At 67.1% G+C, this 16,999-nt stretch carries 17 protein-coding genes and 1 riboswitch; of the genes, 13 read left to right on the top strand and 4 right to left on the bottom strand.

Features of this window, described 5'->3' with window-relative positions:
* From glcF to DQG17_RS09020, 3 genes are all read left to right on the top strand, one after another.
* Complete coding sequence (gene glcF / locus DQG17_RS09030) at nt 1-1,302, top strand: glycolate oxidase subunit GlcF (RefSeq protein WP_116132364.1); 1,302 nt, start codon at nt 1-3, stop codon at nt 1,300-1,302.
* A 43-nt stretch (nt 1,303-1,345) separates the two neighbouring features.
* Entirely contained in the window at nt 1,346-2,083 is a 738-nt protein-coding gene (locus tag DQG17_RS09025) for a serine protease (protein ID WP_116132363.1), read from the top strand.
* Nucleotides 2,084-2,222: 139 nt separating this feature from the next.
* A complete protein-coding gene (locus DQG17_RS09020) occupies nt 2,223-2,699 on the top strand; it encodes an Hsp20 family protein (protein WP_116132362.1) in 477 nt (158 codons plus the stop codon).
* 87 nt (nt 2,700-2,786) lie between these two features.
* Here the strand turns inward: DQG17_RS09020 and DQG17_RS09015 are convergent, their stop codons facing one another.
* Nucleotides 2,787-3,773, bottom strand: coding sequence for an aldo/keto reductase (locus tag DQG17_RS09015; RefSeq protein ID WP_116132361.1), 987 nt, complete (start codon nt 3,771-3,773; stop codon nt 2,787-2,789).
* Between the two features lie 61 nt (nt 3,774-3,834).
* On the opposite strand from DQG17_RS09015, the gene DQG17_RS09010 reads away from it, so the two are divergent.
* The 3 genes from DQG17_RS09010 to DQG17_RS09000 are packed head-to-tail and all read left to right on the top strand — an operon-like array spanning nt 3,835 to nt 6,216.
* Nucleotides 3,835-4,575 (top strand): SDR family oxidoreductase, encoded by a 741-nt coding sequence (locus DQG17_RS09010; protein WP_116132360.1) that lies wholly within the window; start codon nt 3,835-3,837, stop codon nt 4,573-4,575.
* Between the two features lie 16 nt (nt 4,576-4,591).
* Entirely contained in the window at nt 4,592-5,593 is a 1,002-nt protein-coding gene (locus DQG17_RS09005) for a P1 family peptidase (RefSeq protein ID WP_116132359.1), read from the top strand.
* 59 nt (nt 5,594-5,652) lie between these two features.
* Nucleotides 5,653-6,216: a hypothetical protein gene (locus tag DQG17_RS09000; RefSeq protein WP_116132358.1), complete on the top strand. Its 564-nt coding sequence runs from the start codon at nt 5,653-5,655 to the stop codon at nt 6,214-6,216.
* Between the two features lie 9 nt (nt 6,217-6,225).
* Here the strand turns inward: DQG17_RS09000 and DQG17_RS08995 are convergent, their stop codons facing one another.
* From DQG17_RS08995 to DQG17_RS08985, 3 genes are all read right to left on the bottom strand, one after another.
* Nucleotides 6,226-7,035: an alpha/beta hydrolase gene (locus DQG17_RS08995; RefSeq protein ID WP_116132357.1), complete on the bottom strand. Its 810-nt coding sequence runs from the start codon at nt 7,033-7,035 to the stop codon at nt 6,226-6,228.
* Between the two features lie 246 nt (nt 7,036-7,281).
* Nucleotides 7,282-8,280 carry an aldose epimerase family protein gene (locus DQG17_RS08990; protein ID WP_116132356.1) on the bottom strand — a complete coding sequence of 333 codons (999 nt, stop codon included), beginning with the start codon at nt 8,278-8,280 and terminating at the stop codon, nt 7,282-7,284.
* A gap of 114 nt (nt 8,281-8,394) precedes the next feature.
* Entirely contained in the window at nt 8,395-9,291 is an 897-nt protein-coding gene (locus DQG17_RS08985; RefSeq protein WP_116132355.1) for a 2-dehydro-3-deoxygalactonokinase, read from the bottom strand.
* Nucleotides 9,292-9,993: 702 nt separating this feature from the next.
* On the opposite strand from DQG17_RS08985, the gene DQG17_RS08980 reads away from it, so the two are divergent.
* From DQG17_RS08980 to thiD, 7 genes are all read left to right on the top strand, one after another.
* Nucleotides 9,994-11,508, top strand: coding sequence for a malonyl-CoA synthase (locus DQG17_RS08980; RefSeq protein WP_116132354.1), 1,515 nt, complete (start codon nt 9,994-9,996; stop codon nt 11,506-11,508).
* Between the two features lie 73 nt (nt 11,509-11,581).
* A complete protein-coding gene (locus DQG17_RS08975; protein WP_157973557.1) occupies nt 11,582-12,898 on the top strand; it encodes a hypothetical protein in 1,317 nt (438 codons plus the stop codon).
* A gap of 229 nt (nt 12,899-13,127) precedes the next feature.
* Nucleotides 13,128-13,781 carry a CoA transferase subunit A gene (locus DQG17_RS08970; protein ID WP_116132352.1) on the top strand — a complete coding sequence of 218 codons (654 nt, stop codon included), beginning with the start codon at nt 13,128-13,130 and terminating at the stop codon, nt 13,779-13,781.
* A gap of 1 nt (nt 13,782) precedes the next feature.
* Nucleotides 13,783-14,436 (top strand): 3-oxoacid CoA-transferase subunit B, encoded by a 654-nt coding sequence (locus tag DQG17_RS08965; protein ID WP_116132351.1) that lies wholly within the window; start codon nt 13,783-13,785, stop codon nt 14,434-14,436.
* A 149-nt stretch (nt 14,437-14,585) separates the two neighbouring features.
* A riboswitch (TPP riboswitch) is annotated at nt 14,586-14,680 on the top strand.
* Nucleotides 14,681-14,721: 41 nt separating this feature from the next.
* Nucleotides 14,722-15,531 (top strand): hydroxyethylthiazole kinase, encoded by an 810-nt coding sequence (gene thiM / locus DQG17_RS08960; RefSeq protein WP_116132350.1) that lies wholly within the window; start codon nt 14,722-14,724, stop codon nt 15,529-15,531.
* Nucleotides 15,528-16,193 (top strand): thiamine phosphate synthase, encoded by a 666-nt coding sequence (gene thiE / locus DQG17_RS08955; protein WP_116132349.1) that lies wholly within the window; start codon nt 15,528-15,530, stop codon nt 16,191-16,193. Before thiM ends, thiE begins: the two co-directional genes overlap by 4 nt.
* Nucleotides 16,190-16,996 carry a bifunctional hydroxymethylpyrimidine kinase/phosphomethylpyrimidine kinase gene (thiD, locus tag DQG17_RS08950; protein WP_116132348.1) on the top strand — a complete coding sequence of 269 codons (807 nt, stop codon included), beginning with the start codon at nt 16,190-16,192 and terminating at the stop codon, nt 16,994-16,996. The genes thiE and thiD overlap by 4 nt, the downstream gene beginning before the upstream one ends.
* Nucleotides 16,997-16,999: the final 3 nt, after the last annotated feature.

The following is a 16,999-nucleotide window of genomic DNA, read 5'->3' as shown; positions in this document are numbered from 1 at the left end:
ATGCAGACCAGTTTTTCCCCCGATCAGCTTCGCGATCCGGCCCTGGCCGAGGCAAACGCAATTCTTCGGGCCTGCGTCCATTGCGGGTTCTGCACCGCGACCTGCCCGTCCTATCAGGTTCTGGGCGACGAGCTCGACAGTCCGCGGGGCCGGATCTATCTGATCAAGGACATGCTCGAGGCCGGGAGGCCGGCGGATGAAAAGACCGTGCGCCACCTCGATCGCTGTCTCGGCTGCCTTGCCTGCATGACCACCTGTCCATCGGGCGTCGATTACATGCATCTGCTCGATACGGCGCGGGCGCATGTCGAGGCGACCTATCGCCGGCCCTTTGGCGACCGTGCCCTGCGCTGGCTGCTGGCGCAGATCCTGCCCTATCCGATGCGGTTCCGCTGGGCGCTGGCGGCGGCAAAGCTGGGCCGTCCGTTCCGGGGGCTGATCCCCGATGCACGGTTGCGCGCGATGCTCGACATGGCGCCAAAGCAGATCCCGCCGGTCAGCCGCAATGACGACCCGCAGGTGTTCGCGGCGCGCGGGCCGCGGCGGATGCGGGTGGCACTGCTGACCGGGTGTGCGCAACGCGCGCTCGATACCGACATCAACGATGCCACGATCCGGCTGCTGACGCGGCTTGGCTGCGAGGTGGCGGTGGCGCGGGGGCAGGGCTGCTGCGGGGCGGTGACCCATCACATGGGCAAGACCGAGGCGGCCCATGCCACGGCGGCCCGGACCATCCGCGCCTGGTCGGCGGAGATGGCGGGCGCGGGGCTTGACGCCATTGTCATCAACGCCTCGGGTTGCGGCACCACGGTCAAGGATTATGGCCACATGTTCGCGGGCACCGAGCTTGCTGTCGAGGCGGCGGCGGTTGCGGCAATCGCCCGCGACGTGACCGAGGTGCTGACCGACCTCGCCCCCAAGGCCACCGCGCCCCGTCCGCTGCGGGTTGCCTATCACGCCGCCTGTTCGTTGCAGCATGGCCAGAAGATCAAAATCGCCCCGAAGGCGCTGCTGACGGGCGCAGGATTCGAGGTGGTGGAGCCGGCAGACCCGCATCTGTGCTGCGGGTCTGCCGGCACCTACAACCTGCTGCAGCCCGCGATTTCGGCCGAGTTGAAGGCGCGCAAGGTGGCGACGTTGCAGGCGCGGACCCCCGATGTGATTGCGGGCGGCAACATCGGCTGTCTGATGCAGATCGGCTCTGGCACAAGGGTGCCTGTTGTGCATACCGTGGAACTGCTCGACTGGGCCACGGGCGGGCCAGCCCCGCGGCGGCTGGTCCAGGCGGGTCTGGTCGATTGATCCGGGCGCAGGGCCGCGACCGGGCAACAGCTGGTGCCGTCCCATGCCCCGAGACCTTTTCCTGCTGATCGGCTGTAGTGCATTGTTTTTTGCCGTTCCTTGCCTTGCCGGGGACGCGGCGGCCGAGGGCACGCGCGATCCGACCGGCGGCTGGGCAGCGGTCGGGCGGCTTGACCTTGGCGGCGACGAATTCTGCACCGGGACGCTGGTTTCGCCGGCTCAGGTGCTGACCGCGGCGCATTGCCTGGTCGACCTTATGACGGGGCGACCGATCCCGCCCGAACGAATACTGTTTCTGGCCGGATGGCATGACGGTCACGCCGCGGTCGCGCGGCTGGTACGCCGGGCTGTCACCCATCCCGACCGGGTTGCAGGCATTGCCCCGGGGCGCGGACGGGTGGCGGCGGATCTGGCATTGCTGGAGCTGTCGCGGCCAATCCCCGAGCAGCAGATCGCGCCGATGGGCACGGCGCCCGAACTGCCCGAGGCCGGACAGGCGGGCGTCGTGTCTTTTGCCGAGGGCAGGGCCGAGGTGGCGCCGCTGCGCCAGCTTTGCGAGGTTCTCGAACGCAAGGACGGCGTGGCGATCCTCGCCTGCGACGTCGATTTCGGATCCTCGGGGGCGCCGGCTTTCCGGCTCGACGGCGGGGTGCCGCGGGTCGCGGCGGTAATCTCGGCGATGGCCGAGGCGGAGGGACGCCCTGTGGTTCTTGCCCGCGAACTGGGGGACGAGCTGGCGCGGCTGCAACAGGCGCTGGCGCAGCCCGCCGTATTTCCCTGATCGCCATCTCTTGAAAGCCGCCGGGCCGCGCCTAAATCAAGGGCGTCCGGGGGCCAGAATTGGACCCGGGCAGTGAAACGGGCGCCTGTCCCCAAGGGAAGGCGCCGCACAGCACATCGCTCTGGAGAGGATGATCACAATGCGTACACTTGATTTTGCCCCGCTCTATCGCGCCACCGTCGGCTTCGACCGCGTTGCCGACCTGATGGACCGCGTGCTCGCTGCCGAAGTCTCGCAGCCGAGCTATCCGCCCTACAACATCGAAAAGACCGCCGAAAACGCCTATCGGATCTCGATCGCGGTGGCGGGTTTTGCCGAATCCGACCTGAACGTCGAGGTCAGGGACGGCGCGCTGATCGTGTCTGCGCGCAAGGCCGAGGATCCGAAGGACAAGGTCTTCCTGCATCGCGGCATTGCCACCCGTGCCTTTGAACGGCGCTTTCAGCTTGCCGACCACGTACGTGTGACGGGCGCGAGCCACGCCGACGGCATGCTGCACATCGACCTGGTGCGCGAGATCCCCGAAGCGCTGAAGCCGCGCCGGATCGAGATCGCCGGCACGGGCGAGGCGGCATTGACCGCTCCGGCGACCGAGGCCGAGCCGCTGAACGCCTGATCCCGGATCTTGCCGAAACAGGGGGCGCGCAGTCACTGGGCTGCGCGCCCTTTTTCGTGTCTGGCCCCTGCGTCGGGTTGCTGCGGGCTATCGCGCGCGCGGTTCGCCCTCGTCGGGCCGTGGGATGATCGCCTCGATCTCGTCCATCACTGTCTGAGGTAGGGGGCCGAAGTCGAGCGCCGCCGCGTTCTCGACCGCCTGCGCCTCGGTCCGGATGCCCGGGATCGGGCAGGTCGCACCGCTGCGCGCCAGTATCCAGCCCAGGGCGCCCTGGGCCAGCGTACGCCCACCGCTTTGCAGCAACTCGCGCACGGCGTCGAGCGCTGCCAGCACCTCGGGCGTTGCCTCACCGTCGCGGAAATAATCCATCCAGCCGAAACTGTTCGTGCGCACATCGCCCTTTGGCAGGCGGGCGCCGGCATCGTATTTTCCGCTGAAGACCCCCATGCCCAGAGGCATCCGGTTGACCGACAGAAACTGGTGGCGTTCGACCGTTTCGATCATCCGGCTGGCCGGAAACCACAGGTTCATCGTGTGCTGGACCGCCACGAAGCCCGGCCATTCCTGCAATGACGCCACCGATTCGGGGAAATCGGTGCTCCAGCCATAGCCGCCGATCCTGCCCTCCTTGCGGGCCTCTTCCATCGCGTCGAAGATCGGGGCTGCCTCGTCGGGCGGCATGTCGTTCAGATGCAGGAACACAAGGTCGATCCGCTCGCGCCCCAGCCGTTTGAGGCTCGCCTCGATCTGCTCGCGGGCCTGCTCGCGGCTGCTGATCTCTCCGATCATCTGCGCCGTCTTCTCGTCAAAGACATTGCCGATCTTGGTCGAGATCGCCACATCGTGCCGCCCGTCGAGCGCCGCGCCGAGGATCCGTTCGGAATGACCCGCGCCATAGACGTTCGCCGTGTCGAAATAGCGGATCCCGCCGTCGAGCGCGGCCTTGATCGCGCGGATCGATTCGGCATCGTCGACCTCACCCCAGCCAAGCGGCGTCTCGCCGGCCCAGAACGGCCCGCCAATCGCCCAGCATCCCATGCCCAAACGCGGATTTGTGTTGAGATCTAGGGTCATGCGCTGTCTCCTGAGCTTGCCCGTTGGCGTTTGCGTCGGGGCGAGCATAGGGAGGAGCACCATGCGACTGGAAGGGAAATCCGCCATCATCACCGGCGGAGGGTCAGGTTTTGGCGCAGGCATCGCGCGCAAGTTCACCGCCGAGGGGGCGAGGGTGATGATCGCCGACATCAACATCGAATCGGCGCGCAAGGTGGCAAGCGAGGTGGACGGCATCGCGCAGTTCACCGATGTCGCCTTTACCGGCAGCGTAAAGGAAATGGCCGAGGCGGCGATCAAGGCCTTCGGCAAGGTCGACATCCTGATCAACAACGCCGGCATCACCCACAAGCCGCAGCCGATGGAGGAGGTGACCGAGCACGATTTCGACAGGGTCTTCGCGGTCAACGCCAAGTCGGTCTATCACACCGCGGTGCATCTGGTGCCGCACATGAAGGCGAAGGGCGGGGGCGCGATCCTGAACATGGCCTCGACCGCCGGGCTTTCACCGCGGCCGCTGCTGAACTGGTACAACGCCTCGAAGGGCTGGATGATCACCGCGACCAAGGCGATGGCCGTGGAACTGGCGCCAGCCGGGGTCCGGGTCAACGCGATCTGCCCGGTGGCCGGCGACACGCCGCTGTTGAAAAGCTTCATGGGCGAGGACACGCCCGAGATGCGGGCGAAGTTTCTGGCCACGATCCCGATCGGCCGGTTTTCGACGCCCGAGGATATCGGTAATGCGGCGGTGTTCCTGTGCTCGGACGAGGCGGCGATGATCACCGGCGCCGCGCTCGAGGTCGATGGCGGCCGCTGTATCTGAACCAAGGGAGAAACCGATGCACCCCGGGGCAACGAACCTGATCACCGATGTCCCGGGACTCCGGGTTGGCAATGCAAGCTTCCCGGGCCTCAAGTCCGGGGTCAGTGTGGTGCTGGGCGATGTGCCGTTCACCGCCGCCGTCCATGTGATGGGCGGCGCCCCCGGCACCCGCGAAACCGACCTTCTGGCGCCCGACAAGCTGGTGCAGGAGGTCGATGCGCTGGTGCTGTCGGGTGGATCTGCCTTCGGGCTCGATGCGGCCTCGGGGGTTGCCGACGGTCTCAGGGCCATGGGCCGCGGGTTTCTGGTCGGCGATCAGCGGGTGCCGATCGTGCCGGGCGCAATCCTGTTCGATCTGCTGAATGGCGGCGACAAGGGCTGGGACGAAAACCCCTACAAGGCGCTGGGGCGTGCAGCATTGGCCGCTGCGGGCCGCGATTTTGCCCTTGGCAGCGTCGGTGCGGGCACCGGTGCGACCACCCGCAGCCTCAAGGGCGGGCTCGGCTCGGCCTCGCTCGTGCTTGACTGTGGCGTGACCGTGGGCGCGCTCGTTGCCGTGAATGCGCTTGGCGATGTGACGGGCAGGGCGGGGCCGCAGTTCTGGGCAGCGCCTTGGGAATTCGGGGAGGAGTTCGGCGGGCTCGGGACTGTCGCCGCCCATGATCCCGGCGCCGAGCCGGGGTTGAAGCAGGGTCAGGCGACAACCATCGCCATCGTCGCGACAGATGCGGCACTGACCCAAGCGCAGGCACAGCGGACGGCGACCGCGGCCCATGACGGCATGGCCCGCGCCATCGTCCCCTCGCACACGCCCTTTGACGGCGATCTGGTCTTTGCTGCGGCGACCGGGGCGCGGGTGCTGGCCGATCCGGTGCTGGACGCGATGGCGCTGGGACATGCCGCGGCGTGCTGCCTTGCCCGTGCCATTGCCCGCGGCGTGTTCCACGCGACCGCAGCGCCCGGCGACCCGGTGCCCTGCTGGCGCGACAGGTTTGGCCAACCCGCCGTTGACGATTGAGCCTTGTGGTTCGCGCCGTTAGCATGGCGTCTGTCCGATCCCCAGGCCCGAGGTCCCCCATGGCTTTTTTCTGCCGCGTGTCGATTGTCCTTCTGCTGGCGGGCACTGCGCCCGCCGCCATGGCCGACGGGGTTCTCGATGCAATCGACGCGGCCCGCAGCGCGTATCAGGGCGGCGACATGCAGCAGACGCTGGAAGAACTCAGCAATGCCCAGCAACTGGTGCGCGAGATGAATACCGCCGGGCTGTCGGCGTTTCTGCCCGGGCCGCCGTCGGGCTGGACCCGCGCGCTGTCGAACGAATCGATGACCGGCCGCTCGATCTTTGGCGGTGGCGTCGGGGCAAGCGCGGTCTATTCCAGCGGCGATGCCCAGTTCGGGGTGACGCTGATGGCCGACAATGCGGTGGTACAGGCACTGGCCGGCCTGCTTGGCGATATCGACTCGGTGTCCGTCGGCGACAAGATCATGATCGGCACGCAGCCGTTTCTGGAACAGAGCGGCGAGTTGACCGGGCTGGTCGACGGCCGGATCATCGTGCAGGCGGTCGGAGCCTCGGTCGAGGCGATGCGGCCGGTGCTGGAGCGGATCGACTTTGCCGGGCTGGCGCAGTTCGGCCGCTGAGCGGAGGGTTCAGCGATCTTCCGCCATTGACAGCATTGCCGTGACCAGACGGCTTTCTGGGTCGGACAGCGGCGCAGGAACGTCGAAATGGTGCCGGCCTTCGGTCACTGTCAGCTCGGCCGCAGGCCAGGCATCGGCAAGTCGCAGCGCCTGATCGATAAAGGCCGGCCGCTCCATCGCGCCGATCTCGATCTGCACCGGGCAGTCGGGCTGGGGATAGAGCATCGGGCTTTCGCTTTCGGCCTCGTCGGCGTCGATCAGCAAGAATTCGTTCATCGGCAGCAGCAGCAAGGGGTTCAGATCGACAATCGGCGAGATTGCGAGCACGCCAGCGATCCGCGCCCGCACATCTGCCGAAAGCGCCGCACCGGGGCAGACAGTGCGCAGCGCCAGATGCCCGCCAGCCGAATGGCCGGACAGAAGGATGGGGCCTTGCGTGGTCTCGGCCGCCGCCTCGACGGCCCGCACGACCGCGCGCGAGATCTTGGCGATGCGCGCCTCGGGGGCGAGCGGATAGGACGGCAGCGCTACCGCCCAGCCATGGCCAAGCGCACCAGCGGCCAGGTGCGACCAGTCCTTGCGCCCGCCGAGTTGCCAGAACCCGCCATGAACGAAGATCACAAGCCCGACGGGCGCCCCGGACTGGGGCAGAAACAGGTCGTATGCCTCGCGCGGATGCGGGCCATAGGCAAGATCGAGTCGTTGCAACGTCGCCGGGTGGGCGGCGCGAAAGGCCGCTGCCTGCTTCACCCAGCGGTCGAAATACCCATGCCCCTCGGGGATGAAATCGGCGTTGTCATAGGCGGTCGGGTCGATCATGTCAGAGCCGATGCTGGTGCTGGACGTGCAGCTACAAGACCACGGACGGCGCGCGAATCCAACCCGGCTCGCGGCCCCCGCCCGGCGCGGCAAGGCGGCCTGCACGGCGTCGGGACCCGGGATTTCACCAAACAGGCATGATACCGTCAGGCGATTCCGGGCGTTCGCGACGCCGGACAAGATGGCGGCGGGCGAGGATCGCTCCCGCCCGCGGCGGCTGGCCGAACCGGACCCCGCGGATCGCGCTCAGCCGCGGCTGAAGGTGAACCGTGTCACCTGTTCCCAGGGCTGGCCCGGATCGAGCCGGATCGAGGGGAATTCGGGGTGGTTCGGGGAGTCGGGCCAGAACTGCGCCTCGATCGCCACGCCGGAGCGCGGGCCATAGCGGTGGCCGTCGTGTCCGGGGACCCCCGCGGCCGGCATGTGGCGCGCGTCATAGATCTGCAGCCCCGGTTCGGTGGTCGCAACCTCCATGCGCAGACCGTCGGGGCCGGTCAGCACGCAACCCGGCCGCAGTGGCCCCCGCGCCTCGGCGAGACAGAAGTTGTTGTCGATGTCGTCCTCAGGCGTCAATTGCCGCGGCTCGCGGAAGTCGAACGCCGTGCCCGCGACGGGCAGGATCTCGCCCGTCACCATGGCGACGTCATCGACGACCAGCATTCTGTCGGCCGAGACCTGCAGGCTGTGGTCGTGGAAATCCGGCCCCGGCCCGAGGTTCCAGTAGCTGTGGTTGGCAAGGTTCACCAGGGTCGGGGCGTCGGTCTCGGCCCGCAGGGTCAGGACCAGACTGGCGCCGTCGAGCGTGAATCGCGCCTCGAACCGCCGGTTGCCGGGGAAGCCACCCTCGCCATCGGCGGCCGTCGTGGCGAGCGTCACCTCAGTGTCTGTCGCGTCCACGATCTCCCATACCTTCTGGTGCAGGCCGTTCAGACCGCCATGCAGGCAATGCCCGCCGGGGCCGTTGGCCTGAAGCGTCAGCGTGCGACCGTCGAGCGACGTTGTTGCATTGAGGATGCGGTTGGCGACCGGCCCGACGATTGCGCCGAAATAGTACAATCCGCCATCGGTATCATATTCGGCCACATCCGCGCTGCCGAGCGTCAGCGAGCGGTCGCAGCCGGCCAGCCGCAGCTCCTGCAAGGTGGCGCCAAGGGTCAGCAGGCCGATGCTCAGGGTGCCGTTGTCGAGTGTGATACGCTCCACCGTCCGGGCATCCCGGGTGGTTCCGAAGCTTTCCTTGCGCATGAGTGACCTCGTTGGTTTCGGGTGTGGCATCGGCGGCGCGTGCGGGCATCTTCATGCAGGACTGCTCTGTCGACAGGGCTTCTGTCCGATCCGCGAACCTGCGCGGCGCCGGTGTCATGCAGCGTCGGTTGCGGTTCGCGCCCGGGCAACGCCCAGACCGGCAACGATCATCGCAGGAAGTTCGGCCAATGTCGCTGTGACACCAAGCCCTGCCAGCGCCTCGAGATACTGGCCGCGCGAGGGATCGGTGCCGATCACCGTCACCGCCTGTCCCAGCCACCAGGGCCGGGCTGCGGCAAGCTCTGCCCCGATCAGCAGCCCGGCGCGGCGCGCAGCGGCGATGTCAGGGTGGAGCCCGGTCACGCGCAGCTCGGCCCGGATCTGCGCCAGCCGCGCTGCCAGCCGCTCGGGGTGGGCGAGGCTGTCCCCGGCGGCCTGCCGCAGCGCCTGGGCTTCGGGGCTGCCGGGTTCGACCTTGGCGGCCGCGTCCACTGAATCTGCCAGAGCCCGCAGCAAGTCTCCGGTCAGAAAGCTGCGGAAACTGACGACCTCGCCGGCGCTGACGTGGATCCAGGCGCTGTTCGCGCCGGTCAGGCAAAGCACGCCATCGAAATCCGAGTGCAGCGCCAGATAGCCCGCGACCGCTGTTTCGCCGCCGCAGAGCAGATCGGGCGGGTTGGTCTGGCTCAGCCCCGGAACCGCCACCACCCGCAGCCCCATGGCACGTTCGTTCGGCGCAGGCAGGCTGCCCGGCAGCGGCGGGCAGGGCACCGCACGCAGCCAGTCGGCGGCGCGAGGTCCCGGCGGGATCAGCCCGCAGACAACCGCCTCGGCGTCCGTCTGTCCCCGGGCAGTGGCGATCTGCCCCAGCGCGACGATGGCGGCTTCGGCGGAGGCGCTTTCGGCAAGCGGCAGGCTTTGCTGCCACAGCACGCGGCCATCTCCGTCGATCCCCCAGGCGGTAATGCGGTCTTCCTGTTGCCAGGCCGCAATGCGGGACGGATCGGTCATGGCGCCGGCTGACGATGGCTGGCGGCGATGGCGTGCCGGGGCGCGATTTGTCGGAAATGGCCGCGATTTTCGTTGGGAGGGCACATCGGTTGGGTCATCTGAGGCTCCGTCAGGCGGGGGCGCCCGGATTCCGGACGTTGCGATTGCCGTCCCAATTTCGCCTTGCAGGAGCCCCGAGGCAAGCCGCGCCGAGCCCTTTGGCGAGGGCCAGAGACCTCCAGCTTGAGAATGCTGCAACGCGGTGCGGCTGTTAGGGTTTTCCCGCGGTCGTTGACGATCTCTCCACTGACTTATCCACAGATTTGCCGGTGTTTTCCTGCGACTCTGTCCCGCGGGCGGCAGGAATTTTCCATTGTCGGGTCACGGCACTGGCAGTCTGTTTTCCGATTTATGAAGCAATAACAATGCATTATTTTTACATCTTGAAGCGGACGCCGTCGCCGTCGCCCATCGCGTTACGAAAGGTCAGAAATGGCGTCAGGGATGGTTAATCAAAGGTTGATGGGGATGAAATGTTATCCACAGGAAGCTTTGCGCAAGCAGAAAATATCACTTGATACGAACGGGTGAACGCAAGCTCGGATACTGACCCAACGGCAACACGCGACAAGCCGCGGCACGTCCCCGGCAGCGGCAGCAGGGTATCTTGCCCTCTCTGCGGACCCGGGGGTAGGAACGGACGGACAGCAGCGAGGCCACCCGATGCCAAATCCTCTTTTTGACGCCCTTTTCGCCCGCCATCTGGGGGCTGACACGCCGTTTCTCGTCTGCCCCGGCGAAAGAACCTGGAGCCATGACGAGTTCCTGCGCCTGGCCGCGCGCTTTGCCAACCTTCTGACAGAGCTTGGCCTGCAGCGCGGTGACCGGTTGGCGGTGCAGGTCGACAAGTCGCCCGAGGCGCTGGCGGTCTATGCCGCCTGCGTCATGTCGGGGGTGGTCTTTCTGCCGCTGAACACGGGCTATACCCCGCACGAGGTCGAATACTTCATCTCGAACTCGGGTGCCCGTCTGGTGCTGGGACGGCCGCAGGCCCGCGCGGCCCTTCAGCCGACCTGCACCGCGCTTGACGCGAGGTTCGAGACGCTCGAAGCCGATGGCACCGGCAGCTTTCCGGATCTTGCCGCCGAGCTTCCGGAGAGCTTTGTCCCGGTCGACCGGGGCGAGGATGACCTGGCGGCGCTGCTCTACACCTCGGGCACGACGGGGCTGTCGAAGGGAGCGATGCTGAGCCATCGCAACCTGTTGTCGAACGCCCGTGTGCTGACCGAGACTTGGCGTTTCACCGACCGCGACGTGTTGATCCACGCGCTGCCGATCTTTCACTCCCACGGGTTGTTCGTGGCCTGCAACGTGATGCTGCTGGCCGGCGGGTCGATGGTGTTCCTGCCGCGGTTCGAATTGAACAGCGTGATGGAGGCACTGCCGCACGCGACCGCGATGATGGGGGTGCCGACATTCTACACGCGGCTGCTCGACGAACCCGGCTTCACGCGCGAACTGGTTACCGGCATGCGCCTGTTCATCTCCGGCTCGGCACCGCTGCTGGCCGAAACCCACCGCGCCTTCGAGGCGCGGACCGGCAGTCGGATCCTGGAACGCTATGGCATGACCGAGACCAACATGAACACCTCGAACCCCTATGACGGCGACCGCCGGGCCGGCACCGTGGGACCCGCCCTGCCGGGGGTGGAGATCCGCGTTACCGACCCCGACAGCGGCCACGAGGTGCCCGTGGGCGAGGTGGGGATGATCGAGGTGCGCGGCCCCAACGTCTTCAGGGGCTATTGGCGGATGCCCGAGAAGACCGCCGAGGAGCTCCGGCCCGACGGGTTCTTCATCACCGGCGATCTCGGGACGCTGGCCGAGGATGGCTATGTGACCATCGTCGGCCGTGGCAAGGACCTGATCATCTCGGGCGGGTTCAACATCTATCCCAAGGAAGTCGAGGAGGTTCTCGATGCCGAGTCGGGCGTGCTGGAAAGCGCGGTGATCGGCGCGCCCCATCCCGATTTCGGCGAAAGCGTGGTTGCGGTGCTGGTGCCCGAGCCGGGCGCGATGCTCGACATTGCGACGATCGAGGCCGAGATCGGCACAAGGCTGGCCCGGTTCAAACAGCCGCGGCACTATGTGATCCTTGAGGAACTGCCGCGAAACTCCATGGGCAAGGTCCAGAAAAAGCTGCTGCGAGAGCAATATCGAGGCATTTTTGAAACCTGAGCCCAAGTCAATCCATATTTTCTTAAGTAATTGAAAATATTGTAACAATACGAGTTTTGACGTCAGATGGGGTGTGTCGCTGTTGCGTCTCCGCAGCGCGGCATCGCGTTATGGTTGTATTTACGCAGCGTCATATTTGCCCTTATGGTTGTATTGCTCAAAAGAGGGGTTGTGGCAAAGAAGACATCTTCTGCCTGAACTGGTGCTGCGCGGGAAACCGGATGCGGGCATGACAATACGAAATTACATGAGGATGGCCATGCGCCTAGCTTTTCCGACCAGCGTACTCCCTTTGAGTGCCATTGTCTCATTTTGCATCCTGAGCGGCGCTTCGGCGGTATCGGCGCTCAGCTATAGCATGGTCGATATCGGCGACCTGCCCGGCGGAGCGGACGCAACCTATGCCCGGGGCCTCAACGAACTGGGGCAGGTCGTGGGATATGGCGCGACCGCGACCGGGTATCACGCATTTCTTTGGGACAGTGGTGTTCTGACCGACCTCGGTGTCGTGGCGGGGGGCAGCGAAAGCTATGCTCTTGGCATCAACGACGCCGGTCAGATCGTGGGCTACAGCACCCGCGACGGCGTCAATCACGCCATTCTGTGGGAAAGCGGCGCGATCAGCGACCTCGGCAATCTGCCGGGGGGCACCGTCGGCAGCTATGCGACGGCCATCAATAACGCCGGCCAGATCGTGGGGTTCAGCTCGGCCGATGACAGTTCCCGTGGCTTCGTGTGGAGCGATGGCGTGATGACGGATATCGGCGCAGCCTATGGCGGAACCGATGACACCTTCGCGCTCGGGATCAGCGATGACGGAAGCGCGATCGTCGGCTACTTCAATGACGGCACTGTGAACAGCGCCGCATTGTGGAAAGACGGCGAGATGATTGAGATCGGCAATCTGCCGGGTGGCCATGGCAGCGCCTTTGCCTATGGCGTCAACGACAGCGGGGCGGTTGTCGGCTATACCTCCTCCAGCACCGGGCCCCGTGCATTCCTGTGGGAGGACGGGGTGCTGACAAACCTCGGCGATCTTCCGGGGGGATTGAACTACAGCCAGGCCATGGCGATCAACGCATCGGGTCAGATCGTGGGCCGCAGCGGTTCCGAGGCCGGGGTCCATGCCTTCGTCTGGAAGAACGGCAAGATGGTGGACCTGAACGGCGAGATCGACGCACTGCTGGGCGTGAGCTTGGTCAATGCCTATGACGTCAACGACAAGGGACAGATCCTCGCCATCGGAAAGACCGCCTCGGGCGCGAACCACGCATTTCTCCTGACGCCATTGGCGGTCCCGGTGCCGGCCGGTCTGCCGTTGTTGTCGTCGGGTTTCCTGATGCTCGCGGTATCGCGGCGGCGCCTGCGGCGGCGCTTGCGCCGGGGCTGACATTTCGCGCCGAGCCATGACGGTCCGCAGCCGAACGCCGGAACCGGGTCGTCGCGCGGTCTCCCCGACGTGCGACCCGAGGGGCGGGATGACGTTTTCGGTCCTGCCGTCATGGCGCGGTTGCGAGTAGCGCCCTGCGACATGCTGCCCCCGACACTTCCCTGTCGTATCGGCAGATTATCCCCGACCATGGGCGATGGAACGCGTCAGTCCAGTAGAGGTGCGACAGATGAAGACAGCCAAGAAAGCGGACGAGGCGGCGGCATTGATCCCGGAAGGGTCCGTGCTGCTGATCGGCGGGTTCATGGGGGTCGGATCGCCCCATCGTCTGATCGACGCGCTGGTGGCGCGCGGGGTCGGCGGGTTCACGGTGGTCGCAAATGATACCGCGATGCCGGGGTGCGGCATCGGCAAGCTGGTGACGGCCGGGCTGGTGACGAAACTGATTGCCAGCCACATCGGGCTGAACCCCGAGACCCAGGCCAAGTTGATCGCGGGCGAGATCGAGGTCGAACTGGTGCCCCAAGGCACGCTGGTCGAGCGGATCCGCGCGGGCGGTGTGGGACTCGGGGGCGTTCTGACGGCCACGGGTCTTGGCACGCCGGTCGAGGACGGCAAGCAGGTGATGGAGATCGACGGCAAGCGGTTCTTGCTGGAAAAGCCGATCCGGGGCGATTTCGCGCTGATCGCGGCGAAGTCGGCCGACTACAAGGGCAATCTGGAATATTCGCTGACCGCCCACAACTTCAACCCGATCATGGCGATGGCCGCCGACACGGTGATTGCCGAGCCGCATTCGATCCTGCCGGTCGGCGCGATCCCGCCCGATGCCGTGAAGACGCCGGGCGTTCTGGTCGATCACCTTCTGGAACGGGAGCACTGAGATGGACGCAAAGGAAATCATTGCCCGCCGTGTCGCGCGCGAGGTCAAGACCGACATGCTGGTCAACCTCGGGATCGGGTTGCCGAGCCTCGTCGCCAATTTTCTGCCGGCCGATGTGGATGTGTTCTTCCAGGCCGAGAACGGGGTGATCGGCCTTGGCTCGCGACCGCCCGAGGGTATGGAAGATCCCGATCTGACCGACGCGGGCGGCAGCTTTGTGACGGCGGTGCCGGGGGCTGCCTCGATCGATTCGGCGATGTCCTTCGGACTGATCCGCGGCGGGCATCTGGACATGACCGTTCTCGGCGGGCTGCAGGTCGACGAGCGCGGATTTCTCGCCAACTGGATGGTGCCGGGCAAGATGGTGCCGGGCATGGGCGGCGCGATGGATCTGGTGGCCGGCGCCAAGCGGGTGATCGTTGCCATGGTGCACAGCGCCAAGGGCAAGCCCAAGATCGTGCCCGAGTGCACGCTGCCCCTGACCGCGGCGCGGCGGGTCAGTCTGATCGTGACCGAGCTTGCGGTGATCGAGCCGACCGAGGCAGGTCTGGTTCTGCGCGAACTCGGGCCGGGAGCAAGTGTCGAGGATGTGCGTGCCGCGACCTCGGCAAGTCTGATCATCCCCGAACAGATCCCGGCCATGGAACTGGTCTGACACTATCTGCCGGGGGGCGCCGCCCGCGCGGCGCGCCCTGAGCCGGAGCAATTTGACCGAAGCTGACTTAAGGGTCGTCCCGTGCACGGGGCGGCCCGATTTCTTTGCGATTGCCCCGTGACATTGCCGGGGCGATCTGTTTGTCTGAGCGTCATCGACAGGGGCGTCCGTTTATCCGGGCTGAGAAGCACCCTTTGAACCTGAACCAGATCATGCTGGCGGAGGGAGTCGGGAACCGGGGCAGACCATCCCGTTTCCGACCGGCCTCTGCCAAGGAGGCACGCAATGACCCGTCCCGACACCCTGTCCCGAACCCCGGCCGAAGCGCTGTCTGCAATGCGGGCGGCAACGCCACTCGTTCAGTGCATCACCAATTATGTCGCGATGAACTTTGCCGCCAACGTTCTGCTGGCGGCGGGGGCTGCTCCGGCAATGGTGCATGACCCCGAGGAATCGGGCGAATTCGCGGGGATTGCCGGGGCGGTGACGGTGAACATCGGCACCATCGGCCCGCGCTGGGTCGAGGGCATGATGGCGGCGGCCAATGCGGCGCGCGAAGCGGGCGTGCCCTGGGTGCTGGATCCGGTGGCCTGTTTCGCGACACGTTTCCGGCGCGAGACCGTCGCCCGGCTGATCGCGCTCTGCCCCGATGTGGTGCGCGGCAATGCCTCCGAGATCCTGGCGCTTGCCGGGCAGGCCAGTGCCGGAAAGGGCGTCGACGCCGGTGACAGCGTGGCGGCGGCGGAACAGGCGGCGCGGGCCCTTGCGGCGCAGACCGGTGGCGTCGTTGCGGTGACCGGCGCGGTCGATTTCGTGACCGACGGGACGCGGGGGGTGCGGATTGCCGGTGGCTCGGCCTTGATGCCGCAGGTGACGGCGACGGGCTGTGCGTTGACCTGCCTCGTCGGCGCCTATGCCGCCGCGGTCCCCGACCCGTTCGCCGCGACCGTCGGCGCGCTCAGCCATTTCGCCGCCGCGGGCGAGGCGGCGGAACTGTCGGCGCAGGGTCCGGGCAGCTTTGCCATGGCTTTCCTCGATGCGCTGGCATCCGTCAGCCCTGCCAGCATCGATGCCATGCGCGTGGTCGCGGCATGAAACCGGGCTGGGACCTGTCGGCCTATCTGGTGCTCGACCCCGGGCTTTGTGGCGGCCCGGCCGGGATGGTCGAGACCGCGCGGGCGGCTGTCCTGGGCGGCGTCCGTGTCGTGCAACTGCGCCACAAGACCGCGACGACCGTCGAGATGGTGGCGATTGGCCGGGAGCTGCAGGTGGCGCTGGCGGGGACGGCGGCAAAACTCGTGATCAACGACGATGTGGCGGCCGCCGTGGAACTGGAGGCCGACGGGCTGCACATCGGGCAGGGCGATATGGCGGCGCCCGCGGCACGTGCGGCGATCGGGCCTGACATGGTGCTGGGTCTGTCGGTCGAGACCGAGGCGCAGGCGCGGGGTGTCGACCCGGCGGTTGTCGATCATGTCGGGGCCGGCCCGGTCTTCGCCACCGCCACCAAGCCCGGCCATGCCCCGCCGGTCGGGATCGACGGGCTGCGGCGGATGCTGGCGGTCTGCAAGGTGCCCGCAGTCGCAATCGGCGGGGTCGGTCCCGCCGAGGCCGAGGCCGCGATTGGCGCCGGCGCCGTGGGGCTTGCCGTCGTCTCGGCGATCTGCGGCACGCCCGATCCGGCAGAGGCCGCGCGCGATCTGGTCTGGGCGGTGCGGCGGGCGCGGGCACAGCGGGCGCTGGAGCAGCGGACATGAGCGTCGCAACGGCGCTGTCCATCGCGGGGTCGGACCCATCGGGCGGGGCGGGTATCCAGGCGGATCTGAAGACGTTTTCGGCGCTCGGGGTCTATGGCATGGCGGCGCTGACCGCGCTGACGGCGCAGAATACCCGCGGTGTCAGCGGCGTGCACAGGGTGCCGCCGGCGTTCGTGTCAGACCAGATTGCCATGGTGCTGGACGATATCCGCGTCGACGCGGTCAAGATCGGCATGATCGCCAGCGCCGAGATCGCCGCGGCGGTTGCGGCGGCGCTGGCGGGTTATGACGGCCCCGTGGTGCTCGACCCGGTGATGGTTGCAAAGGGCGGGCACCCGCTGTTGCCCGAGGACGCGGTTGCCGAATTGCGTGCCCGGCTGTTGCCGCGTGCCACGCTGCTGACCCCGAACCTGCCCGAGGCGGCCGCACTCCTGGGCGTGCCGACAGCCGAAACCCGACCGGCGATGGAGCGGCAGGCGACGGCCCTGCTGGCGCTGGGTCCCGCCGCGGTGCTGCTGAAAGGTGGGCATCTCGACGGGCCCGACAGCCCCGATCTGCTGGTCTGGGAGGGCGGGGCGAGCTGGATCGACGGCCCGCGGATCGCGACGCGCAACACCCATGGCACCGGCTGCACCCTGTCCTCGGCGGTTGCCGCCGAACTCGCCAAGGGGGCGGCACTGCCCGACGCGGTCGCGGCCGCGCGGGCCTGGCTGAACGATGCCATCGCCGCGGCCGACGGTCTGGATATCGGCCAGGGCCACGGCCCGGTGCATCATTTTCATTCGCTCTGGCCCGAGGCCTGAGCA

This window comes from Tropicimonas sp. IMCC34043 (genome assembly GCF_003390845.1).
Classification (GTDB): Bacteria; Pseudomonadota; Alphaproteobacteria; order Rhodobacterales; family Rhodobacteraceae; genus Tropicimonas.
The sequence above is the reverse complement of the archived record's forward strand: the minus strand, read 5'-3'. Positions and strand labels throughout refer to the sequence as shown.